16 protein-coding genes and 1 pseudogene are annotated in these 22381 nt (G+C 71.2%); 8 read left to right on the top strand and 9 right to left on the bottom strand.

Annotation, left to right across the window (positions count from 1 at the left end; all coding sequences use genetic code 11):
• Nucleotides 1–14 precede the first annotated feature (14 nt).
• A pseudogene (locus B9S57_RS25595) lies at nucleotides 15–542 on the top strand (transposase family protein); the annotation flags it as partial.
• 115 nt (nucleotides 543–657) lie between these two features.
• On the opposite strand, the gene B9S57_RS25590 reads toward B9S57_RS25595, so the two are convergent.
• The gene (locus B9S57_RS25590) at nucleotides 658–1224 is read right to left on the bottom strand and encodes a Uma2 family endonuclease (protein ID WP_103759576.1); all 567 of its coding nucleotides are present in this window, start codon (nucleotides 1222–1224) and stop codon (nucleotides 658–660) included.
• A gap of 195 nt (nucleotides 1225–1419) precedes the next feature.
• Between B9S57_RS25590 and B9S57_RS25585 the strand changes: the two genes are divergently transcribed.
• On the top strand, nucleotides 1420–3438 hold the full coding sequence (locus B9S57_RS25585) for a thioredoxin domain-containing protein (protein WP_103759575.1): 2019 nt from the start codon (nucleotides 1420–1422) through the stop codon (nucleotides 3436–3438).
• 61 nt (nucleotides 3439–3499) lie between these two features.
• Here B9S57_RS25585 and B9S57_RS25580 read toward each other — a convergent pair whose 3' ends face one another.
• Nucleotides 3500–4183, bottom strand: a complete 684-nt coding sequence (locus tag B9S57_RS25580) for a hemolysin III family protein (RefSeq protein WP_103759574.1) — start codon at nucleotides 4181–4183, stop codon at nucleotides 3500–3502.
• Nucleotides 4184–4391: 208 nt separating this feature from the next.
• On the opposite strand from B9S57_RS25580, the gene B9S57_RS25575 reads away from it, so the two are divergent.
• The gene (locus B9S57_RS25575) at nucleotides 4392–6218 is read left to right on the top strand and encodes a phosphoenolpyruvate carboxykinase (GTP) (RefSeq protein ID WP_103759573.1); all 1827 of its coding nucleotides are present in this window, start codon (nucleotides 4392–4394) and stop codon (nucleotides 6216–6218) included.
• A 190-nt stretch (nucleotides 6219–6408) separates the two neighbouring features.
• Here the strand turns inward: B9S57_RS25575 and B9S57_RS25570 are convergent, their stop codons facing one another.
• From B9S57_RS25570 to B9S57_RS25560, 3 genes are all read right to left on the bottom strand, one after another.
• Nucleotides 6409–6807, bottom strand: coding sequence for a hypothetical protein (locus tag B9S57_RS25570; RefSeq protein WP_103759572.1), 399 nt, complete (start codon nucleotides 6805–6807; stop codon nucleotides 6409–6411).
• 83 nt (nucleotides 6808–6890) lie between these two features.
• Entirely contained in the window at nucleotides 6891–8102 is a 1212-nt protein-coding gene (locus B9S57_RS25565) for a pyridoxal phosphate-dependent aminotransferase (RefSeq protein ID WP_103759571.1), read from the bottom strand.
• Between the two features lie 253 nt (nucleotides 8103–8355).
• Entirely contained in the window at nucleotides 8356–9174 is an 819-nt protein-coding gene (locus B9S57_RS25560; protein WP_103759570.1) for an arylamine N-acetyltransferase, read from the bottom strand.
• A gap of 231 nt (nucleotides 9175–9405) precedes the next feature.
• Here B9S57_RS25560 and B9S57_RS25555 point away from each other — a divergent pair, with 231 nt between their 5' ends.
• Nucleotides 9406–10251 (top strand): serine protease, encoded by an 846-nt coding sequence (locus B9S57_RS25555; protein ID WP_103759569.1) that lies wholly within the window; start codon nucleotides 9406–9408, stop codon nucleotides 10249–10251.
• Nucleotides 10252–10354: 103 nt separating this feature from the next.
• On the opposite strand, the gene B9S57_RS25550 is transcribed toward B9S57_RS25555, so the two are convergent.
• The 4 genes from B9S57_RS25550 to B9S57_RS25535 all read right to left on the bottom strand — a co-directional run bounded on the left by B9S57_RS25550 (nucleotide 10355) and on the right by B9S57_RS25535 (nucleotide 18353).
• On the bottom strand, nucleotides 10355–10594 hold the full coding sequence (locus tag B9S57_RS25550) for a hypothetical protein (RefSeq protein WP_103759568.1): 240 nt from the start codon (nucleotides 10592–10594) through the stop codon (nucleotides 10355–10357).
• 248 nt (nucleotides 10595–10842) lie between these two features.
• Nucleotides 10843–15204, bottom strand: a complete 4362-nt coding sequence (locus B9S57_RS25545) for a hypothetical protein (RefSeq protein WP_103759567.1) — start codon at nucleotides 15202–15204, stop codon at nucleotides 10843–10845.
• 184 nt (nucleotides 15205–15388) lie between these two features.
• Nucleotides 15389–17011, bottom strand: coding sequence for an amidohydrolase family protein (locus B9S57_RS25540; RefSeq protein WP_103759566.1), 1623 nt, complete (start codon nucleotides 17009–17011; stop codon nucleotides 15389–15391).
• Between the two features lie 40 nt (nucleotides 17012–17051).
• Nucleotides 17052–18353, bottom strand: coding sequence for an alanine racemase (locus B9S57_RS25535; protein ID WP_103759565.1), 1302 nt, complete (start codon nucleotides 18351–18353; stop codon nucleotides 17052–17054).
• A gap of 138 nt (nucleotides 18354–18491) precedes the next feature.
• On the opposite strand from B9S57_RS25535, the gene B9S57_RS25530 reads away from it, so the two are divergent.
• The 4 genes from B9S57_RS25530 (at nucleotide 18492) to B9S57_RS25515 (ending at nucleotide 22330) form a co-directional block, all read left to right on the top strand.
• On the top strand, nucleotides 18492–19547 hold the full coding sequence (locus B9S57_RS25530; RefSeq protein ID WP_103759564.1) for a sugar kinase: 1056 nt from the start codon (nucleotides 18492–18494) through the stop codon (nucleotides 19545–19547).
• Entirely contained in the window at nucleotides 19544–20302 is a 759-nt protein-coding gene (locus B9S57_RS25525) for an IclR family transcriptional regulator (protein ID WP_103759563.1), read from the top strand. The genes B9S57_RS25530 and B9S57_RS25525 overlap by 4 nt, the downstream gene beginning before the upstream one ends.
• A 6-nt stretch (nucleotides 20303–20308) precedes the next feature.
• Complete coding sequence (locus tag B9S57_RS25520; protein ID WP_103759562.1) at nucleotides 20309–20719, top strand: RidA family protein; 411 nt, start codon at nucleotides 20309–20311, stop codon at nucleotides 20717–20719.
• Nucleotides 20720–20857: 138 nt separating this feature from the next.
• Nucleotides 20858–22330 carry a GntP family permease gene (locus B9S57_RS25515; protein WP_103759561.1) on the top strand — a complete coding sequence of 491 codons (1473 nt, stop codon included), beginning with the start codon at nucleotides 20858–20860 and terminating at the stop codon, nucleotides 22328–22330.
• Nucleotides 22331–22381 lie beyond the last annotated feature (51 nt).

The raw sequence follows: 22381 nt of genomic DNA, 5'->3' as shown, positions 1-22381 counted from the left end.
GCCAGGAGCTTCGTGTGCTTGTCTACCCGTCGTCGATCGATCTGTCCACCCGCACCCTGCGGTTCCTGACCGGGCAACTGACAGCCAGGCGGAGGGAGATCGGCACGCGGTGGCGGCGGCTTCCCGCAGCGCGACAGGCTCTGCTGGCCCTGGCCCACCTGCGGTGCGGTGACACCTACGCACAGCTCGCGGCCGGTTTCGGCATCGGGATCGCGACCGCCTTCCGCTACATACGCGAGGCCGTCGACACCCTGGCCACCCTCGCCCCGTCCCTGGCCGAGGCGATCAAGGCGATCCGGGCGAAGGCGTTCGTCATCCTCGACGGCACCCTGCTGCCGATCGACCGGATCGCCGCCGACACCCCGTACTACTCCGGGAAACACAAGCGCCACGGCATGAACGTCCAGGTCCTCACCGACCCGTTCGGACGACTGCTCTGGGCCTCGCCCGCGCTGCCCGGCTCCACTCACGACCTCACCGCCGCGCGCCAGCACGGGATCATCGAAGCCCTCGCTGAAGCGGGACTCAGATGCTGGGCTGACAGTGATGATGGTTCGTGGCGTCTTGGAAAGAGCTCAATGTTTTGGCGAATCCCCGATACACCGTGAGGCGGGTACGGATAGTCAAGCGTAGATAGAGGTCCGGCTTCTCGGTACCTTACAGGGGCTCAAGGTCGACCGTGATGGGGAATGGTGCGGCGGCCTTCACCGTGCCGGTGAACATCTCGCCGTCCCGGTAAGCCTTGGTGGCGGGGTCGAGGACGTAGGTGTACACGATTGGGACACCGGTGGCGGCCTGTTCAATGCGCCAGTAGAAGGGGATGCCCGCCTTGGCGTACTGGTCCACCTTCACGATCCGGTCTGTGGTCTCCGAGCCGGGCGACACCACCTCGACGACCAGCAGTACGTGCTCGGGGCGGGTAGGCGTGAGGTCGATGGTTTCCGACCGGTAGACGATGACGTCCGGACGGCGGTTGGTGAGGGGAACGTCCTGCAGGCGGACGTCGAAGTCCGTGTCGGCGTTCCAGTCCGGGCCTGCGGCTGCGTCCAGGGCGTTGGCCAGGATGCGGGCCAGCCGTTTGTGGCGCTTGGAGGCGCTCGGGCTCACGACGACCATCCCGTCCACGATCTCGATGCCGGCGCACTGCTCCTCGGACCAGGAGTCGTACTGCTCCGCGCTGATCTGCGTATGCATCCACGCGGGCGCCACCATCTCGGCGGTCATGGTGTACCTCCTTCGAGAGGCTCGGCAGATCCGGCGCTGCTGCGCCAAGCCTACTGTTCCGGGGTGCCGGACTGCCCGACTCGGAAGGGAAGGAGCCGACCACCACGTGATGGTGCATCAGTGCAATTCGGCCGAGTGGGGCGGGCTCGTCAGTGTTTCACCGGTCGCGGCAGACGCTGTGAGAGGCTGGGGCGTATGAACCGGTTGGCTGGTGTGACCTCGCCTTATCTACTTCAGCATGCCGACAATCCGGTCGACTGGTGGCCGTGGGGACCTGAGGCGTTCGAGGAAGCAAAACGGCGTGATGTACCCGTTCTGCTCTCGGTCGGCTACGCCTCGTGCCACTGGTGCCACGTCATGGCCCACGAGTCCTTCGAGGACACGGCCACCGCCGACTACCTCAACGCGCACTTCGTGCCGGTGAAGGTCGACCGCGAGGAGCGGCCCGACGTCGACGCCGTGTACATGGAGGCCGTGCAGGCCGCGACCGGCCAGGGCGGCTGGCCGATGACCGTCTTCCTGACCCCGGAGGCCGAGCCCTTCTACTTCGGCACCTACTTCCCGCCCGAGTCCCGCCACGGCATGCCCGGATTCCCAGAGGTCCTCGAAGGGGTCGTGGCCGCCTGGTCCGACCGCCGTGAGGAGGTCGCCGAGGTGGCCGGGCGCATCGTCCGGGACCTCGCCGGGCGCTCGTTGACCGCCGCCGAGGGGGGCCTTCCGGGTGAGGCCGAGCTGGCCCAGGCGCTGCTCAGGCTGACCCGGGACTACGACGAGAAGCACGGCGGCTTCGGCGGCGCGCCCAAGTTCCCGCCGTCCATGGCGATCGAGTTCCTGCTGCGTCACTACGCCCGTACGGGGGCCGAGGGTGCCCTGCAGATGGCCGCCGACAGCTGTGCGGCCATGGCGAAGGGCGGGATCTACGACCAGCTCGGCGGCGGCTTCGCCCGCTACGCCGTGGACCGTGAGTGGGTCGTGCCGCACTTCGAGAAGATGCTCTACGACAACGCCCTGCTCTGCCGCGTCTACGCCCACCTGTGGCGGGCCACCGGATCGGACCTGGCCCGCAGGGTGGCCCTCGAGACGGCCGACTTCATCGTGCGCGAACTGCGGACCACCGAGGGCGGCTTCGCCTCCGCGCTGGACGCGGACAGCGCCGACGCCGACGGCAGGCACGTCGAGGGCGCGTTCTACGTGTGGACGCCCGCCCAGCTGCGCGAGGTCCTGGGCGAGGAGGACGCCGCGTTCGCCGCCGCGTACTTCGGGGTGACCGAGGAGGGCACCTTCGAGGAGGGCTCCTCCGTCCTGCGGCTCGTGGGATCGGGCGAGGCGGACGATCCGGCGCGCATCGCCGACGTACGGGCCCGGCTGCTGGCGGCGCGCGGGCTGCGGGTGCGCCCCGAGCGTGACGACAAGATCGTCGCCGCGTGGAACGGGCTGGCCATCGCCGCGCTCGCCGAGACGGGGGCCTACTTCGACCGCCCGGACCTGGTCGAGCGCGCCACCGAGGCCGCCGACCTGCTGGTACGGGTGCACATGGGCGACGTCGCCCGGCTCTGCCGCACGTCGAGGGACGGTCGCGCGGGTGACAACTCCGGGGTGCTGGAGGACTACGGCGACGTGGCCGAGGGCTTCCTCGCGCTCGCCTCCGTCACCGGTGAGGGCACCTGGCTGGAGTTCGCGGGCTTCCTGCTGGACATCGTGCTGGAGCACTTCTCCGGCGAGGGCGGACAGCTCTTCGACACCGCCGACGACGCGGAGCAGCTGATCCGGCGCCCCCAGGACCCCACCGACAGCGCCACCCCGGCCGGCTGGACCGCCGCCGCGGGCGCGCTGCTCTCCTACGCCGCGCACACCGGATCGGAGCCGCACCGCACGGCGGCCGAGGGGGCCCTCGGGATCGTCGGGGCGCTCGGTCCGAAGGCCCCCCGCTTCATCGGCTGGGGCCTCGCGGTCGCCGAGGCGCTGCTGGACGGGCCGCGCGAGGTCGCGGTGGCCGGTCCGGTCGCCGGGGAGCTGCACCGGGCGGCGCTGCTGGGCCGGGCGCCCGGGGCGGTCGTCGCGGTGGGCGAGGGCCCGGACGCGGGCACCGAGTTCCCGCTGCTGGTGGACCGGCCGCTGGTGGGCGGCGAGCCGACCGCGTACGTCTGCCGGCACTTCGTGTGCGACGCGCCCACCACGGACGCGGGGGAGCTGGCCGCGAAGCTGGGCGGCTGAGGCCGACGTGACGGAGGGGCCCGGCGCACGCGCCGGGCCCCTCCGCCGTGCCTCCAGGCGCTTACTGCTGGTAGGCGACCAGCGAGATGCCGACGTAGTGCACGATGAACGCCGCGAGCGTCAGCGAGTGGAACACCTCGTGGAAGCCGAAGAGGCGCGGTGAGGGGTTCGGACGCTTGAGGCCGTAGATGACGCCTCCCGCGCTGTAGAGCAGACCGCCGACGACGACCAGGACCAGCACCGCGATGCCGCCGGTGCGCATGAAGTCGGGCAGGAAGAACACCGCGGCCCACCCCATGGCGATGTAGCACGGGGTGTAGAGCCAGCGCGGGGCACCGACCCAGAACACCCGGAAGGCGATACCCGCCGCCGCGGCGCCCCAGATTGCCCACATGAGCGGCCGGCTCGTCGACTCGGGCAGCAGGAGGAGCGTCAGCGGCGTGTAGGTGCCCGCGATGATCAGGAAGATGTTCGCGTGGTCCAGCCGGCGCAGCACCGCCTCGCCGCGCGGACCCCAGGTGCCGCGGTGGTAGACCGCGCTCACGCCGAAGAGCAGGCAGGCGCTGAGGATGTAGACCGCGCAGGCGACCCGCGCGCGCGTGCTGTCCGCCAGGGCGATCAGCGTGATGCCCGCGATGACCACGGCGGGGAACATCCCGGCGTGCAGCCAGCCGCGCATCCGTGGTTTGACCGGGACGGGGTCGGTGAGCTCGACGGGTCCGGGTGCGGAGGCGGCAGAAGTCATGTCCGCATGCTACCTACGCTTCCGTAGGTCACGGATACGAGTGGTGATGCTCACGTGTGCGGCCCTCTGGACATATGGGCGCGATGGTCGGATGATCAAATGAGTGCGGTCGGCACCGGATGAGCGCCAGGGGATTTCGAAGGGGTCAGCATCCGGGTCGCAGCCCCCACGGGGCCGGACAACACAACCCTCATCACAAGGAGCGATCGTGGCGCGAGACATCGCGGCTCCCCTCACTGTCCCCACTCGGCACCAGGAGCTGGCCTCCTGGGTGGACGAGATCGCGGCCCTCACCCAGCCGGACCGCGTGGTCTGGTGCGACGGATCCGAGGCCGAGTACGAGCGCCTGTGCGAGGAGCTCGTCGACAAGGGCACCTTCACGAAGCTCGACCCGGTCAAGCGCCCCAACTCGTACTACGCCGCCTCCGACCCGAGCGATGTCGCCCGCGTCGAGACCCGGACGTTCATCTGCTCCGAGAAGGAGGCGGACGCCGGTCCGACGAACCACTGGAAGGACCCCGCCGAGATGCGGGAGATCTTCGTGGGGGAGCAGGGCGTCTTCCGCGGCTCCATGCGCGGCCGCACGATGTACGTCGTCCCGTTCTGCATGGGCCCCGTCGGCTCGCCGCTCTCCGCGATCGGCGTGGAGATCACCGACTCCGCGTACGTCGCCGTCTCCATGCGCACGATGACGCGCATGGGCCGGGAGGTCCTGGACGAGCTCGGCACCGACGGCTTCTTCGTCAAGGCCGTCCACACCCTCGGCGCGCCCCTGGCCGACGGCGAGGCGGACGTGCCGTGGCCCTGCAACTCCACGAAGTACATCTCGCACTTCCCCGAGGACCGCGAGATCTGGTCGTACGGCTCCGGCTACGGCGGCAACGCCCTGCTCGGCAAGAAGTGCTACGCGCTGCGCATCGCCTCCGTCATGGCCCGCGACGAGGGCTGGCTCGCCGAGCACATGCTCATCCTCAAGCTCACACCGCCGCGGGGAGAGTCGAAGTACGTCGCGGCAGCCTTCCCGAGCGCCTGCGGCAAGACCAACCTCGCCATGCTGGAGCCCACGATCCCCGGCTGGAACGTCGAGACCATCGGCGACGACATCGCCTGGATGCGCTTCGGCGAGGACGGCCGGCTGTACGCCATCAACCCCGAGGCGGGCTTCTTCGGTGTCGCCCCGGGCACCGGTGAGCACACCAACGCCAACGCCATGAAGGCGATGTGGGGCAACTCCGTCTTCACCAACGTCGCGCTCACCGACGACGGAGACGTGTGGTGGGAGGGCATGACCGAGGAGGCGCCCGCGCACCTCACGGACTGGAAGGGCAACGACTGGACGCCCGAGTCCGGCACGCCCGCCGCCCACCCCAACGCCCGGTTCACCGTCCCCGCCGGCCAGTGCCCGATCATCGCCCCGGAGTGGGAGGACCCGAAGGGCGTGCCGATCTCGGCCATCCTCTTCGGCGGCCGCCGCGCCTCCGCCGTCCCGCTGGTCACCGAGTCCTTCACCTGGCAGCACGGCGTCTTCCTCGGCGCCAACGTCGCCTCCGAGAAGACCGCCGCCGCCGAGGGCAAGGTCGGCGAGCTGCGCCGGGACCCGTTCGCCATGCTGCCGTTCTGCGGCTACAACATGGGCGACTACATGAAGCACTGGATCGAGGTGGGCGCCGACAAGGCGGACCAGTCGAAGCTCCCGAAGATCTACTACGTGAACTGGTTCCGCAAGAACGACGCGGGCGAGTTCGTGTGGCCCGGCTTCGGCGAGAACAGCCGCGTCCTCAAGTGGATCGTCGAGAGGCTGGAGGGCACGGCCGGGGGCGTCGAGACCCCGATCGGCATCCTGCCGGCCAAGGGGTCGATCGACGCCGAGGGGCTGGACCTCTCCGCGTCGGACCTGGACTTCCTGCTCACCGTGGACAAGGAGGTCTGGCGCGAGGAGGCGGCGCTGATCCCCGAGCACCTCAACACCTTCGGCGACCACACGCCGAAGGAGCTGTGGGACGAGTACCGCGCGCTGGTCCAGCGCCTGGGCTGATCCTCACGATCCCCGCGGCCGGGTCTCTTCGACATCCGCCCTGACCTGTGGGGTCAAAGGCCCGCCGCGGCACGGCACCCGGAGCCCCCTCACGGTTCCGGGTGCCGCTCCTTTCCCGGAGGGCGCCTCGGACGGGATCCCGGTGTGTGGCACCCGGTCCACGCGTCTTCGCGACCGTGGACCGGGGCCGTCAGGGGGCGCCGACCAGGACGGTCGGCGCGGCGGGGGCGGACAGGGCCGCCGTGTGTGCGTCCATGGCCTCGGCCGCGAGGATCGCCACGGCGGTGTCGGCGCGGGACGCGGCCACCACGAGGGCCCGGCCCGCGAGGGCGTGCGCGCGGCGGTGCAGAGCGGCCGGGGGCGCCTCGCTCCGTCCGGCGTGCCGGGCGGGAGGCGCGGAGCGCAGGCGGGCCACCTGCTCGGCGATGCGGTCGCCCATGGCGGCCAGGCCCAGTTCGTCGGTGACGGCGAGGAGCGCCGCGAGATGGCCGGCGAGCTGGATGTCCAGCTCGTCCTCGCGGCTGCGGTGCGGGAAATCGGCGTCGTCGGCCGATGTGTGGACCGACTTGGTGCGGATCGGCTCGTACATGGATGGCCTCCTGCTGGTGCTGGGGAGCCATCCTATCTTGGATTCAGTCTAAAGTTGTGCTGGATCCGGAATCTCTTCGCCGCTCAGGGCTGGCTGTAGCCGTCCAGGAAGTTCCCGATACGGGTCACCGCGTCGGTCAGGTCCTCGACCGAGGGCAGAGTGACCACCCGGAAGTGATCGGGTTCCGGCCAGTTGAAGCCCGTGCCGTGCACCACCATGATCTTCTCGGCCCGCAGCAGGTCGAGGACCATCTGCCGGTCGTCCTTGATCTTGAAGACCTTGGGGTCGAGCCTCGGGAAGAGGTAGAGCGCCCCCTTCGGCTTCACGCACGTCACCCCGGGGATCTGCGTCAGCAGGTCGTACGCCGTGTCCCGCTGCTCCAGGATCCGTCCGCCCGGCAGCACCAGTTCGTTGATCGACTGCCGCCCGCCGAGGGCGGTGGCCACCGCGTGCTGCGCGGGCATGTTCGCGCAGAGCCGCATGTTCGCCAGGATCGTCAGCCCCTCGATGTACGAGGAGGCGTGCGCCTTCGGGCCGCAGACCGCCATCCAGCCGGAGCGGTAGCCGGCGATCCGGTAGTTCTTGGAGAGCCCGTTGAAGGTGAGCACCATCAGGTCCGGGGCGACGGTCGCGGTCGGGGTGTGCGTCGCGCCGTCGTAGAGGATCCGGTCGTAGATCTCGTCGGAGCAGACGACCAGGTTGTGGCGCCGGGCGATCTCCGTCAGCCCCCGCAGCATCTCGTCGTCGTAGACCGCGCCCGTCGGGTTGTTCGGGTTGATGATCACGAGCGCCTTGGTGCGGTCGGTGATCTTCCGCTCGATGTCCGCGAGGTCCGGCATCCAGTCGGCCTGCTCGTCGCACCGGTAGTGCACGGCCGTCCCGCCGGCCAGCGAGACCGATGCCGTCCAGAGCGGGTAGTCCGGAGCGGGGACCAGCACCTCGTCGCCGTCGTCGAGCAGCGCCTGCATCGACATCTGGATCAGTTCGGAGACGCCGTTGCCCAGGTAGATGTCCTCGACGTCGAGGTCGATCCCCTTGGTCTGGTAGTGCTGCATCACCGCACGGCGGGCGGAGAGCAGGCCCTTCGCGTCGCCGTAGCCGTGCGCGCCCGAGAGGTTGCGCAGGATGTCCTCGAGGATCTCCGGCGGGCACTCGAACCCGAACGCCGCCGGGTTGCCCGTGTTGAGCTTGAGAATGCGCTGACCTGCGGCCTCGAGCCGCATCGCTTCCTCGAGCACGGGGCCGCGGATCTCGTAACAGACGCCGGAGAGCTTCGTGGACTGGATGACCTGCATGTCTGCGAGCTTACGACCGTGTTTCGCGCGGTGCTCCCGGTTCGCGGACCGGTTGCTCCCTCCGGGGGTGTGCGACGGCCCGCCGGGTCTTCCATCGGCATGCCGCCCCGGCCCTGGACCGTGGGAACGGCCGGTCGGGGCGGCGCCCCGGCTTGGAATGCGGGCGTACGGCACCGGGCCGGGTGAGATGCGCCACCCGGGGGCGCGCAGCCGGCTCCGCGCCCCCGCGCGAGGGGCGTTGCACGGGGGCCGGTCAGCCGGGCAGGACGGTCCCCTCGGGCAGGCGTACGCCGAAGTCCTCGGCCAGCACCCGCAGCACCTCGGCGGAGTCGCCCAGCTCCCGCTCCTGGACCGTGCCGTCGTCGGCGGTCTCCACCAGCGTCCGCCCGGACAGGGCCCGGTGCAGGCCCGGCAGGGTGCGCTGGGCGTAGACCGCCTGCCGGAAGGGTGAGCGGGGGTTCGTGGCGATGTGCCAGTTGATGACCTCGTAGTCCGGCGCCTCGAAGGGCTCCAGCGTGAACTCGTACTGCGGCTCCCAGTAGCCGCCCTTGTCCGTCTGGAGCTCCCACATCTCCAGCGGCCCGTCGTGCGGGGCGTGCACGAGCCGGTGGCGGCGCGGGGTGTCGAGCAGTTCGGTGTCCACCACCAGCGGGATCGGCTCCAGCAGCGCGCCGTGCGAGCCGAAGCCGACATCGGCCAGATAGGGGGTCGGCTCGCCCTCCACGTCCACCTGCATCAGCATGTGCGTGCGCGGCCGGACGTCACCCGGCGCGGCTCCCAGTACCACCCGCGCGGTCAGCAGCGTCACCCTGAAGCCGAGCTGCGTCAGGGCCGCGGTGAGAAGGGTGTTGTGCTCGTAGCAGTACCCGCCGCGCTCACTGCGGACGAGCTTGCGCTCCAGGTCGGGGAGCGCGAGGGACGGGGCGCTGCCGAGGACGGGTTCCAGGTTCTCGAACGGGATGCCCATCATGTGGGCGCGGTGCACGGACCGCAGCAGATCCACGGTGGGGCGGCGGTCCGGGTCTCCCGCCCAGCCGATGCGGGCGAGGTAGGCGTCGAGGTCGAGTGTCATACCCCCGACAGTACGCAGACACCTCAGAGGTTTCTCAAATGCTCTGACGGCGCAGGAGATACGGAACACGGCCCTCGTCCGTCATGATGCGGACGCGGTCGCCCGTGCCGCCGCCCGTCACCCGAGCGGCTTGATTTCGCCCCTTGTCGGAGATCCCTCCCGTGCGCCAGCATGCGCATGTCAAAAACCGGAAGAACTCCGGTCACAGGCACATCTGGAGGGGACCCCCACATGAACAAGCCTCTCGTCGGCGCACTTCTTTCCGTCCTGTTCCTCGGGGCGGGAGTCGCGCCCGCGGCAGCGTCCACGGCCACGAGCCCGGACGCGGCCGAAGTCCGCGCCAAGGCGGTCACCTTCGCCGGCACGGTCGCGCTCAGCAACTGCTCCGGCTCGGTCGTCCGCACGCCCTCGTCGCAGCCGGGCGACCCCGCGCTCGTCCTGTCCAACGGCCACTGCCTGGAGACGGGCTTCCCGGCTCCGGGGGAGGTCGTGCTCGGCAAGGCGTCGACCCGCCGCTTCACCCTGCTGAACGCCGCGGGCAGCGGGGTCGGCACCCTGCGCGCGTCGAAGATCGCGTACGGGACGATGACGGACACCGACGTCTCGCTCTACCAGCTCACCCGCACCTACGCCCAGATCGAGAGCTCCTACGGCATCAAGGCCCTGGAGCTCGACGCGGCCCGCCCCACGCAGGGCACCGCCGTCACGGTCGCCTCGGGGTACTGGAAGCGCACCTACAGCTGCGCCGTCGACGGGTTCGCCTACCGTCTCAAGGAGGGCGCCTGGACCTGGAAGGACTCGGTCCGCTACACCTCGGCCTGCCAGACCATCGGCGGCACGTCCGGGTCCCCGGTGATCAGCGACGCGACGGGCAAGGTCGTCGCCGTCAACAACACCGGGAACGAGGACGGGCAGCGGTGCACGGACAACAACCCGTGCGAGGTGGACGAGAACGGCACCGTGACCGTCCGCAAGGGCATCAACTACGCCCAGCAGACCTACGGCATCGTGCCGTGCATCGGCACCGGCAGCCAGATCGACCTGAACCGCGCCGGGTGCGCCCTGCCCAAGCCGTAGCGGAAGCGGTCGCCGGACCGGCCTCAACCCCCGGCCCGGCGGCCATCGGCGTGGCCGGGGTGAAGGGGGAACAGGTCCGCGGCCGTGACCCGGCCCGCCGCTGTCAGCCCCGCGCCACCGCGAGGACCAGGCGGACCGCCGATACGAGGCCGCCGGGGCCCAGGACCAGGATCCACAGGGCGATCTGGCCCGGCGACGCCCGGTCGGCGGCCACGACCAGGGCCACGGTCGCGACCAGGTGCACGGAGCTCAGGACCGGCCGCGCCCCCCGCCGCCGCAGCGGCAGGAGGGCGAGCAGGAGCCAGAGCAGGCCGGCGACGAACACGACGAGCAGAAGTCCCACGGGCCATCACCTTCCTCCGGCCGGTGCCCTCGTCCCGGCCCGCGCGCCCGGCGGGAGGCCGCCGGGCGCTGTTCGTACGGTCGTGCTCCGGCCCGCCGCGTGCAGCACGGCGGGCCGGAGGCGGTTCGCGGGCCCCGGAGTGTCCCGGGGCCCGCGGGTGTCCGTCCTGGACGCCGGACGTGCCGTCCGGCGGGCCGGACCCCGGGGCGTCGTCCAGAGGTCCGGACCACCGGAAGGCAGCCGCGGCGCTAGTAGCTGCTGTACCCGGAATCGAGCGGGATGGACTTGTCGAGGCAGAAGTGCGCCGGTGACGGGTCCGTGCCCGCGGAGTTCGGAGTGGTGGTGATGTCCCAGGGGTTACCGCTCTGGTCCGTGGCGAAGTTGCACGGCCCGTAGGGGTTGGGCCACAGGGGATAGTCCTGGTTGGGGTCCGGGAGCGCGCTGAAGTCCCGGAAGTCGCCCTTGATGACAGGAGACGACCCGCCCGCCGTACCGTCCAGGTTCATGGCCTTTCCGTCGAGGTAGAGGTACTGGTCGGGCATGTGGCTGGAACGCAGGTAGGGACGGCCGCTGACCTTGCGGACGGTGCCGTCGGCGCAGACCTTGAGACTGAGCTCCTGCCAGATCGGCGGCGCCTGGCCGAACGCCGTGCCGACCAGCGGCGACAGCAGTTCGGTCTGGAAGAAGTTGCTCCAGATCCCCTTGGCGAGGTCGGCGACCGCGTCCGGGACCCGGCTGTCGCTGTCGGCCTTCTTCTGCCAGGAGTCGACGTTCTCCTTGGGCCCGTCGGCGCTGACCATCGGTCGGTAGCCGATGGAACCGCCCGAGGTGTAGAGGGTGGCGACGCAGGTGCCGCCGGTCTCCACCGGGGTGTCGTCGTCCTTGACCACCGTCGGCTTCTTCCCGGCGTAGGCGTACGCCCGGCCCGGGAAGACGCCCGTGGCCAGAGGGTCGGCGGCGTGGCTCTTGCCGTCGTGCGCGTTGAGGTTCTTCAGCGAGTAGCGCAGGTCGGGCCTGGCGATGCCGTAGTCGGTCGAGAGCGCGGAGAAGGCGTCCTTCATGAACTTCGGCAGATGGGTGTTGCCGGTACGGTTGTCGTACTCCACGTACTCGCTGCCCGGGATGACCGTGCCGGCGGCGTCCTTCACGAAGGAGACGCTGGTCCGGGACCGGATCTTGTACGAACCGTCGTCGGTGTCGTAGCGGGACGGCTTGGACGAGCTCGTGGGGCGGTCGGTGTAGGGGTTGGCGAAGCCGACCCAGGCGGCCTCGCTGTTGCCGTCCGGATGGTTCACCGGATCGGTGCCCGCCGCCGTCACCTGGGTGCGCCAGGCGCTCATGGCGGACTTCGTGGCCGGCATGACGCACCCGGAGGCCGGACCCGAGGCGCAGGCGGGCAGCGCGGTGATCCTCCCGGTGAGGTCCATGGCCCAGTCGTACAGTGCCTGACGGCCGGTCAGCGGTCCGCCGAGCCAGGCGGCGGGGGCGGCCGTGTCGATGTCCTGGTCCTCGTCGAACAGGGCCACGGCGTCGACGTTGCGCTCCACGTAGGTGCCGGTGATCGGGACGAAGGCGACCGCGTCGTACGCGATGTCCTCGTCACCCGTGCCGTCCGACGTCACCGACGACAGGGTCACCTTCGGCACGTTGCCGAACATGAAGGCGCCGATCGACACCCAGCGGTTGCCGTTGCCGGGCTGCCGCACCACCCGGGAGCGGACCCCGGTCTTGGTCGTCACGTCGTACCGGGCGAGCTGCGTCTGCGCCCCGTGGTCGGGCAGGTGCACGAGGACCCTGGCCGGCTGGTTCAGTGTCCTGTTCAGCGTCCAGGTCCCCGTCACCTTCATCTTGCCGCCCTCGGCGGTCGCCTGACGGGTGTGGGCGAAGGAGAAGTGGCCCCCGTATCCGGCCCCCAGCTGATGGAAGTCGATCTTCGAGGGGTAGAGCCCCTTGGAGTCCGCGGCGAAGTTCAGCGCGAAGGCGCCCTGGTTCGTCGTCGGCTGGGAACAACCAGGTCTCACGGAGGGCGTGTTGTCGGGCAGGTCGTCGATCACCAGTGCCCCCGAGGGCAGTCCGGAGGTCGTGCACTGCGGGGGGTAGGCGGTCCCGTCGGCCTGTTCCGCGTACGTGCTGTTGAAGCGGACGAGCTCGTTGCCGCACGAGTAGGAGCAGTCGCTCTTCCAGGTGCTGCTCTGGTGGTACCAGCACTTGAGGTCGTACTGCCCCGAGCCGTTCTTGTGGGCGCAGGGGCCGGCCTTTGATCCGGCGACCTCGGGGGCGTTGGGCGTGTACGACGCGCCCGGCTCGCAGTTGTTGCTCGAGTCGCAGAACTGGTTGACCGGCGGCTTCGCGTTGGCCCGGTTGAGGGGCCCGGTGACCACGTCACCGTTCCACCAGGCCGGACGGAACGCGGAGACCGGGGTGCTGGGCGCCTCCAGCAGCTCCGGCGGGTGGCCGGCGAAGCCGATCACCTTCTCCGGGTACGGCCAGTCCTGCGGGTGCGCGGCGTCCGCGTACGTGGTGTCCATGAAGGAGGCACGGTTGGCCGGGTACTCCGGGTTGGCGGGGTTGTTGGCCCAGCCGACCCCCCAGGCGCCGCTGTTCTTCGAGCTGTCGGCCTGCGGGTAGAAGCCGGAGTTGTAGGCCCACAGGGCGTAGAACCAGTTCTCGATCTTGTTGGCGTCGCCGTTGTTGACCTTCATGCCGGCCGAGCGCGTCTGGTTCCACTTGTCGGTGAGGATCTGCAGACCCGCGGCGACGTTGGCCGCGTAGTCCAGGGCGACCGCGCGCTGGGTCTGGTACGCCCAGGCCGTGTCACCGGGGCCCTTCTCCTTGCCGGCCAGACGCATGTGGTCGGTGACCTGGGTGATGCCGTACCCGCAGTCGGCCCCGGCCCAGTCGATGTCCCAGTCGTCGGCGCTGCTGCTGTTGTAGATCTCCAGCCCGTAGAAGTTGCCGATCAGCGGGTTGGCGGTGACACCGGGCACCGCGAAGCGTGCCGCCTGCCACATGTTGGACTCCTGGGCGGTGACACCGAGCATCACCTGCGCGGGCACGTGGTCACCCTCGACCAGGGCCTTCTTGGGGAAGAGGGTCTGCGGGGCGTACGCGGGCATGCCCAGGTTCTTCCAGTTGGCCGGGCGGGACGCCTTGGAGTTCAGCGTGCCCATGATCGCCTGGTCGACCGCCCACTCCACCTGGCGCGGCTTCGGCTGCATGGCCTGGTTCCGCGGGTCGTTGCGCGGCACCGAGCAGTAGCGCTCGTCCTCGACGGGGTTGCCGGGGGAGCCGGCCGCGGCAAGCGACCGCCCGGCCTTCACCGGGGCCTTGCCCGCGCGCAGGCCCGGGCTGAGGTCGAGGCCCGCCTGCGCGTCGGCGCCGACGACCGCCGCCGGGTCGACGACGAAGGTCATCTCGCGCTTCCGCGCGGGCAGGCTCACGCCGAGCCGCACGGCCCGGGGGCGTGCCGCCTGCTCGACGGTCACCCGTGAGTCCTTGCCGTCCGCCCACGCGGAGGTCGTGATGAGGGCGTGGCCCCGGGTGGACACCCGTGCCCCGGCAGGGGCGTCGGCCCGCAGGACGGCCGACGGCAGCTTCTTCGCCGCCTTCTGGTCGCCGGTCAGATAGACATGCCCGTCCGCGGAGCGGGTCAGGTCGACCGCGTCGAGCTTGCCCTGCCCCAGGACGGCGCCCTTGCGGCCACGGTCCGGGGTCCTGGTCTCGTGGGCGCTGAGGTGCCGGGCGGTGGCCCTGTCGCCGGACCGGTCGAGGAAGGCGACGCCGCCGTCCCGGTCGGGCGTGAGGCGGAAGGGCACGGCGCCGGTGGCCGCGAGGGTCTCGCGCTCCCCGGTCGCCGAGACGGCCACCAGCCGGGAGGAGTCGGCGGCGACGATACGGCCGGCGCCGACGGGCACGGCCGAGGTGAGCTGACCGCTCACCTCGATCGGCGCGGCCACCTTGCCGGTCGCGGCGTCCACCCGCAGCAGGCGGGTGGACTTCCGGTCCTCTCCGCCGCCCTGCGTCAGGACGGCGGTCTCGCCGGTGCCGCAGCCGGGGTTGTAGTACGCCAGGCTCACCTGTCGCCGGAGCTTGGTGACCTCACCGGTGTTCAGGTCGACGACGGCCGCGAACGCGCCGCGGGCGAAGAGCTCCGGCTTGTTGGTGAACGTGCGCGGGGCGTAGACCACCACGGCCCTGCGGCCCGAGGCGGTGACACAGGCGTTGCCGATCCAGGCGTCCGTGTCGAAGCCGGGCTCGGCCAGGGTGGCCGCGGTCCGCCAGGCGTAACCGGCGCGCTCGTCGGCGACGAGGACGTGCAGCCCCTGGGCGTCGCCGCTCGTCGTCCAGAGCCTGTCCCGCGAGGTGCGCCAGCCGGCCCCGAGGACGCCGTCGCGGCTGTCGACGGGGATGCCGGCCTCGGCGGCGTCCGGCTTCTTCTCCGCGCCTCCCGCACCGGACCCGGCCCACGGGGTGTCCGTCGCGGGGTGTCCGGTGGCGGAGGGTTCAGGGGTGGGCTGCGCGCCCGCCTGTGCGACCCCGCCGAGCAGCACGGCGAGTGCGGTCGGCACGGCCCAGGCCAGGCGGAGCCTGGCTCTGGATGGTCCTGGCATGGTTCCTGCTTCCTCTGGGGCGAGCGGGTACTCGCCCGCGCCACTCGCGGGACCACTCGCGAGGGGAATGCTGGGAGGAGGAACTCTTGAGAGGGTCTTCGTCGGCTCTCCCGGCCGGCGCGGAAATCAGGCCTGTGCGCGCGCCGCCGGTGGGAGCGGGAGCGGGGACGGGCCCGGCAGGAACTCAGGCAGTCGCCCGGCCGCTGCCCCGCACCGCCCGGCCGGCCAGGGTGCTGGTCCGCTTGCCGTCCTCGATGACGAAGCGGCCGTCGATCAGGACGTGCGGGATGCCCACCGGCAGGGTCCGCGGCTCCTCGAAGGTGGACCCGGCCGCCACCGTGGCCGGGTCGAAGAGGACCAGGTCAGCGCGGTAGCCCTCGCGGACGTACCCGCGGTCGGGCAGGCGCAGGCGGGCGGCCGGGCGGGAGGTGAGGTGGGCGACGCACTCCTCCAGCGAGAGGATGCCCGACTCGCGTACGTACCGGCCGAGGTACTGGGGGAACGTGCCGTAGGCGCGCGGGTGCGGCTTGGAGCCCTGGAGGATGCCGTCGCTGCCTCCGGTGTGCACCCGGTGGCGCATGATCTGCCGGACGTTCTCCTCGTGTCCGACGTGCTGGAGGATCGTCGTGCCGAGCCGGTCCTCGACGAGCAGCCGACGGGCCGTCACCCAGGGTTCCTCGCCGTGCAGCCGGGCGGACTCCGCCACCGTACGGCCGACGTAGGACGCCAGTTCGGGCGAGCCGACGCCGGAGATCTCGATCCGGTCCCACTCGATCGGGACGCCGTGGCACCCGTCGGAGCCGGCGACCTCCACGTCGTGCCGCATCCGCTTCGACGTCGCCTCGTCGGAGAGCCGGGTCATGACCGACTCGGGCCCGCCCTCGTTGGCCCAGCTGGGCAGCATCGCGACCAGCGTCGTGCAGCCGGGGGTGTAGGGATAGGTGTCCAGCGAGATGTCCGCGCCGCCGTCGAGGGCCTTGTCCAGGAGGGTGAGGAGCTCGGGCGCCTTCCCCTTGTTCACGCCGAAGTTCATCGTGGCGTGCGCGAGATGGAGGGCGCAGCCCGCTTCGCGGGTCAGCGTCACCATCTCCTCGTACGCCTGGAGCGCTCCGGCGCCGTAGGAGCGGTGGTGGGGGCAGTAGTAGCCGCCGTGGTCGGCCACCACCCGGCACAGCTCGGTGAGTTCGGTGTCCTTCGCGTACATCCCGGGGGTGTACGTCAGGCCCGAGGACATGCCGACCGCGCCCTCGGCCATGCCCTGGGCGACGAGTTCCTTCATACGGGCCAGCTCGGCGTCCGTGGCGGGGCGGTCGTCCCAGCCGACGGCGAGCATCCGGACCGTGCCCTGCGGGATGAGGTAGGCGGCGTTGACGGCGATGCCCTGGCCGCCGAAGTTGCGGTCGAGGCGGTCCAGATAGCCGCCGACGGTGCGCCAGTCGAAGTCGATGTCGCTGCCGTCGCCGTTCCAGCCGGCGATGGAGCGGCGGACCTCGGCGAGCGTGCGGTCGTCGGCGGGGGCGTACGACAGACCGTCCTGGCCGAGGACCTCCAGGGTGACGCCCTGTGCGGCCTTCGCGCTGTGGTCCGGGTCGCGCAGCAGGGCGAGATCACTGTGTGCGTGCATGTCGATGAAGCCCGGCGACAGCGCGAGGCCGTCGGCGTCCAGGGTGCGGGCCGCGGTGGGGCGGGGGCCGTCCCCCTCCCCGCGGATCTCGGTGATCCGGCCGTCGGCGACGCCTACGTCGGCGCGGTAGGAAGGGGTACCGGTGCCGTCGACGACGGTGGCGTCGCGGATGACCAGGTCCATGGGAGGTCGCCTTTCGGGGTGGGGAACGGCTCCGCCGGGATCAGAAGAAGGTGCGGATGTAGTCGGCGACCGTGCCGTCCGCCTCGACGAGCGGGATCAGCTGCCACTTGTCGAAGGAGGTGCAGGGGTGGGAGAGCCCCATACCGACCCAGTCGCCGACCTCCAGCTCTGCGCCGGCGTCCGTGCGGACCCAGCCGTGCTGGTCGGAGAGGCCGGTGACGGTGACACCGGTGGCGGGCCGCACCGAACCGTCGCGGCCCGAGCGGACGACCTGTGCCTCGGGGAGGTCGATGTCGTAGGCGGCGTCGCGCTTGCCCGCGTTGACGAAGGCCTGCTCGGGGGTGGGGCGGGAGACGACCTGCGCCCAGAGCCGGAAGGCGGGCTGCAGCGCGCCCTCCTCGGGGATCCGGTTGAAGGGGGTGAGGTGGCGGTAGTGGCCGTCGTCATGGCTGACGTAGGCGCCCGAGCGCAGCAGCTTGCAGACCGGGCTGCTCAGCGAGGGGATCTCGGCGAAGACGTCGGCCACCGCGTCGAACCAGGCGCTGCCGCCGGCGCTGACCAGGATCTCCTCGCCGTCGGACAGCGCGCCGAAGCGGCCGGCCGCGTCGAAGGCGGCGGCCAGCGCCACCAGCCGGCGCAGCCATTCCCGTACGCGCTCGGGGGAGGCGTCCGGCACCTCGCCCTCGTATCCCGCGACGCCCACCAGGCGCAGGGTGGACGCGGCGGCCACCGCGTCGGCGACCGCCGTGCAGTCGGCATCCGTGCGCGCACCGGTGCGGGCGCCCTGGCCGGCCCCCAGCTCCACCACGACGTCGACGGGGCGCACCGCGCCCGCCGCGCGCAGGGCCTCGTCCATCAGCTCGACGCCGCGCACGGAGTCCACGTAGCAGGCGAACGTGAAGTCCGGGTCGGCGTCCAGCTCACCGGCCAGCCAGCGCAGCGCCACCGCGTCGACGAGCTCGTTGGCCAGGAAGATCCGGCGGATGCCGTGGGCGCGGTAGACCCGTGCCTGGTGGGGGACGGCGGCGGTGATGCCCCAGGCGCCGTACTCCAGCTGGCGGGCGAAGAGCTGCGGGGACATCGACGTCTTGCCGTGCGGAGCGAAGGCGAGACCGTGACGTTCGGCATACGTCTCCAGGAGCGCGAGGTTGGCCTCGACGGACTCGGCGGACAGGGCCAGCACGGGTGTGGTGAAGCCCCCGCTGAAGAGGTTGCGGCGCTCGGCCGCCAGGGCGCCCACGGTCAGCCCCTCCGCGTCGGGCGGCAGTGCCTTGAAGCGGTGGTCGACCCGCTCGGCGGCGAGGGCCGTCAGGGACTGCTCGGGAGACTGCTGGGCGGCCAAGGGATCCTCCTCGGGAACGTGGCCGTTGCAGTGTCTGCAACGGTCATTGCGCATATCGCTTGACGCTGTCTAACATCCTGGCCGATGCCGGGTCAATGGTGACGACCGGCGCCCACGGCCGACCATGAGGAGCCCAGAGTGTCCGGATCCGCAGCCAGGACCACCACCGCGGACGTCGTCTGCCTCGGTGAGTCCATGGTGACGTTCCTGCCCTCGCAGCCGGGCCGCCTCGCCGACGTCCCCTCCTTCGTCCGGGGCATCGGCGGCGCCGAGTCCAACGTCGCCTGCGCGCTCGCCGCCGCCGGCCACCGCGCGAAGTGGGTCGGCCGGGCCGGCGCCGACGGCTTCGGCGACCACCTCGTCGACACCATCGCCGGATACGGGGTCGACACCTCCGCCGTGCGCCGCGACCCGGACCGCCCCACCGGCATCTACTTCCGCACCGCCACCGACCGGGCCACCGACACCCACGAGGTCGCCTACTACCGCGCCGGATCCGCGGCCTCCGCGATGTCCCCGCACAACGTCCCTTACGAGGACCTCCTCAGCGCCCGTGTCCTGCACCTGTCCGGCATCACCGCCGCGCTCTCCGCCGACTGCCTGGCGCTCCTGCACGACCTCACCGCACCCCGCGACGGCCGCCCGCTCGTCTCCTTCGACGTCAACCACCGCCCCGGCCTCTGGCATGACGCCGAGGAGGGCCCCGAGGTCCTGCTCGCGCTCGCCCGCCGCTGCGACCTCGTCTTCGTCGGGGAGGACGAGGCGGAGGAGGCCTGGGGCGTCCACGGCGCCGAGGCGATCCGGGCCGCCCTGCCCGAACCCGACGTCCTGGTCGTCAAGCGGGGCGCCGACGGTGCCACGGTCTTCTCCCGGACGGGAGACGGCGTGAGACAGGACACCGTCACCACCGTCCCCTCCCTCCGCGTCGACGTCGTCGCCGCGGTCGGCGCCGGCGACGCCTTCGCCGCCGGCTTCCTCTCCGCCACCCTCCGCGAACTGCCCGTACGCGACCGGGCCCGGCACGGCCACCTCATGGCCGCCGCCGTCCTCACCGTCCCCGGCGACCTCACCGGCCCCCCGCCCCGCGCGTACGCCGACCGGCTCGCCGCCCTGGACGACGCGGCCTGGGGCACACTTCGTCTCGGCCCCGGCTGGACAGCCGCCGGAGCGAACGAGGGGGTACGAACCACATGAGCCAGACCGTCGACCGCGCGCTGAGCATCCTGCCGCTGCTCGCTCAGGGCCCCGCCGACCTCGGACAGGTCGCCGAGCGGCTCGGCGTCCACAAGTCCACGGCGCTGCGCCTGCTCCGCACGCTCCACGAGCACGGACTGGTCTACCGCCAGGAGGACCAGCGCTATCGCCTCGGAGCCCGGCTCTTCGCCCTCGCGCAGGAAGCCGTCGAGAACCTCGACGTACGCGAGATCGCCCACAGCCACCTCGTCGCGCTCAACGAGACCTGCGGGCACACCGTCCACCTCGCGGTGTACGAGGAGAACGAGGTCCTCTACATCGACAAGGTCGAGAGCCGCTACCCCGTGCGGATGTACTCACGGATCGGCAAGCCCGTCGCGATCACCGTCGCCGCGGTCGCCAAGCTGCTCCTCGCCGACCTCACCGAGCCCGAACGCCGCGCCATCGCCGAACGGCTCGACTACCCCATGTACACGTCCCGTTCGCTCCCGAACGCCGGCGCCTTCCTCAAGGAGCTCGCCGTCGTCCGCGAACAGGGATGGGCCACCGACCTCGGCGGCCACGAGGAGTCCATCAACTGCGTCGGCGCCCCCATCCGGGGCGCGGACGGGCGCGTCGTCGCCGCCATGTCGGTGTCCGCACCGAACGTGGTCGTCACCGCCGAGGAACTCCTCACCCTGCTCCCGCTGGTGCGCCGCACCGCGGACGCCATCAGTCGGGAGTACTCCGGCACCACCCCCACCAAGAAAGCCTGAACCGCCATGACCGAGAAGACCGCCCTCACCCCCAGCACCCACACCGCGCCGCCCGCGAAGTTCTCGCACGGCGTGAAGAAGGGGAACATCCTCCAGGTCGCCGGTCAGGTCGGCTTCCTTCCCGCGGTCGAGGGGCAGGCCCCCACCCCCGCCGGCCCGACGCTGCGCGAGCAGACCCTGCAGACCTTCGCCAACGTCAAGGCGATCCTGGAGGAGGGCGGCGCGAGCTGGGACGACGTGATGATGATGCGCGTCTACCTCACGGACGTGGACCACTTCGCCGAGATGAACGCGATCTACAACGCGTACTTCGAGGAGCAGGGCCTCAAGGCTCCCGCCTCCGCCCGTACGACGGTGTACGTCGGCCTGCCCAAGGGGCTGCTCATCGAGATCGACGCCCTCGCGGTCCTCGGCTGATCGCCTGACCTCCTGAACCGCCCGCCTCACCGCGGCGCCCGCACCACGGCACGGTGCCCCGTCCCCCTCACCGCAGGGGCGCCGTGCCGCGCTCCCCCCTGCCCCGAAGGACCCTGTCACCAACGGAGTTGACCGCTCATGCTGCTCGCCGCCGCCCCCACACCCGAGGCGCCACCCCACACCGGTGGACTGCTCCTCCTGATCGGCGGAACGCCCGGTCTGCTGACCGTCGCCGCCCTCGGGATCGCGCTCCTGCTCTTCCTGATCATCAAGGTCAGGCTCCAGCCGTTCGTCGCGCTGCTCGCCGTGTCCATAGCCGTCGGCCTGGGTGCCGGTCTCTCCGTCACCGAACTCTTCGGCACGGTCCAGAAGTCCGCCGCGGTGTCCGTCATCGAATCCGGCATGGGCGGCATCCTCGGGCACGTCGCGATCATCATCGGCCTCGGCACGATGCTCGGCGCCATCCTGGAGGTGTCCGGCGGCGCAGAGGTGCTCAGCACCCGCCTGCTGAACCTCTTCGGTGAGAAGCGCGCCCCGCTCGCCATGGGCCTCACCGGCCTCATCTTCGGCATCCCGGTCTTCTTCGACGTCGGCATCTTCGTCCTCGCGCCGATCGTCTACGCGGCCGCCAAGCGCTCCGGCAAGTCGATCATCCTCTACGCGATGCCGCTGCTGGCCGGTCTCTCCATGACCCACGCGTTCCTGCCGCCGCACCCCGGACCGGTCGCCGCCGCGGGCCTCTTCAACGTCTCCCTCGGCTGGGTCATCCTGATGGGCGCCGTCGTCGGCATCCCCTCGGTCCTCGCCGCCTGGGTCTACGCCGCCTGGATCGGCAAGCGCGTCTTCGTCGACGTCCCGCAGGACATGGTCGAGGCCGCCGAGGAGTCCAAGGCCGCGGTCGTCGCCGAACAGCGCGCCGCCGGGGTCACCCCGCACGAGCAGCCCGTCTCCCTCGCCACCGTGCTGGCGATCATCGGCACCCCGCTGATCCTCATCCTCGCCGCGACGTTCTCCTCCATCGCGCTCGACCCGTCGACGCCGCGCTCGGTCATCGAGTTCTTCGGCAACCCGTTCGTCGCGCTGACGATCGCCCTGTTCCTCGGCTACTACCTGCTCGGCATCCGGCGCGGCTGGTCCCGCAAGTCCCTCGAATCGGTCTCGACCGCCTCCCTGAAGCCCGTCGGCAACATCCTGCTGGTCGTCGGCGCGGGCGGGATCTTCGGAGCCGTGCTGAAGGGCAGCGGCATCGCCGACGCGCTTGCCGACACCTTCAACGACGTCGGCCTGCCCGTCATCCTGCTCGCCTGGCTGATCTCCGTCGTCCTGCGCGTCGCCCAGGGCTCCGCGACGGTCGCGATCGTCACCACCGCCGGCATCGTCGTCCCGCTCGTCGAGAACCAGGACATGTCGCAGCCGCACCTCGCGCTGATCATCATGGCGATCTCGGCGGGCTCCATCTTCGCCTCGCACGTCAACGACGGGGGCTTCTGGATGGTCTCGAAGTACTTCGGCATCTCCGAGCGCGACACCCTGAAGACGTGGACGGTCCTGGAGACGGTCCTCTCCATCGCCGGCTTCGTCGTCGCGGCGGCGCTGAGCCTGGTCATCTAGCCGGGTTCCCGCAGCACATGAGGCGGTGGCCCTCCTCCCCCCGGGGGAGGG

The sequence above is a fragment of the Streptomyces sp. SM10 genome (genome assembly GCF_002910915.1).
In the GTDB taxonomy this organism is placed as follows: Bacteria; Actinomycetota; Actinomycetes; order Streptomycetales; family Streptomycetaceae; genus Streptomyces.
The sequence above is the reverse complement of the archived record's forward strand: the minus strand, read 5'-3'. Positions and strand labels throughout refer to the sequence as shown.

What these genes read in the sequence shown, in the direction of transcription:
- B9S57_RS25590 (WP_103759576.1), bottom strand. Translation starts at nt 1,224, where the DNA reads ATGACCGCCGAGATGGTGGCGCCCGCGTGGATGCATACGCAGATCAGC.
- B9S57_RS25585 (WP_103759575.1), top strand. Translation starts at nt 1,420, where the DNA reads ATGAACCGGTTGGCTGGTGTGACCTCGCCTTATCTACTTCAGCATGCC.
- B9S57_RS25580 (WP_103759574.1), bottom strand. Translation starts at nt 4,183, where the DNA reads ATGACTTCTGCCGCCTCCGCACCCGGACCCGTCGAGCTCACCGACCCC.
- B9S57_RS25570 (WP_103759572.1), bottom strand. Translation starts at nt 6,807, where the DNA reads ATGTACGAGCCGATCCGCACCAAGTCGGTCCACACATCGGCCGACGAC.
- B9S57_RS25565 (WP_103759571.1), bottom strand. Translation starts at nt 8,102, where the DNA reads ATGCAGGTCATCCAGTCCACGAAGCTCTCCGGCGTCTGTTACGAGATC.
- B9S57_RS25560 (WP_103759570.1), bottom strand. Translation starts at nt 9,174, where the DNA reads ATGACACTCGACCTCGACGCCTACCTCGCCCGCATCGGCTGGGCGGGA.
- B9S57_RS25555 (WP_103759569.1), top strand. Translation starts at nt 9,406, where the DNA reads ATGAACAAGCCTCTCGTCGGCGCACTTCTTTCCGTCCTGTTCCTCGGG.
- B9S57_RS25545 (WP_103759567.1), bottom strand. Translation starts at nt 15,204, where the DNA reads ATGCCAGGACCATCCAGAGCCAGGCTCCGCCTGGCCTGGGCCGTGCCG.
- B9S57_RS25540 (WP_103759566.1), bottom strand. Translation starts at nt 17,011, where the DNA reads ATGGACCTGGTCATCCGCGACGCCACCGTCGTCGACGGCACCGGTACC.
- B9S57_RS25525 (WP_103759563.1), top strand. Translation starts at nt 19,544, where the DNA reads ATGAGCCAGACCGTCGACCGCGCGCTGAGCATCCTGCCGCTGCTCGCT.
- B9S57_RS25520 (WP_103759562.1), top strand. Translation starts at nt 20,309, where the DNA reads ATGACCGAGAAGACCGCCCTCACCCCCAGCACCCACACCGCGCCGCCC.
- B9S57_RS25515 (WP_103759561.1), top strand. Translation starts at nt 20,858, where the DNA reads ATGCTGCTCGCCGCCGCCCCCACACCCGAGGCGCCACCCCACACCGGT.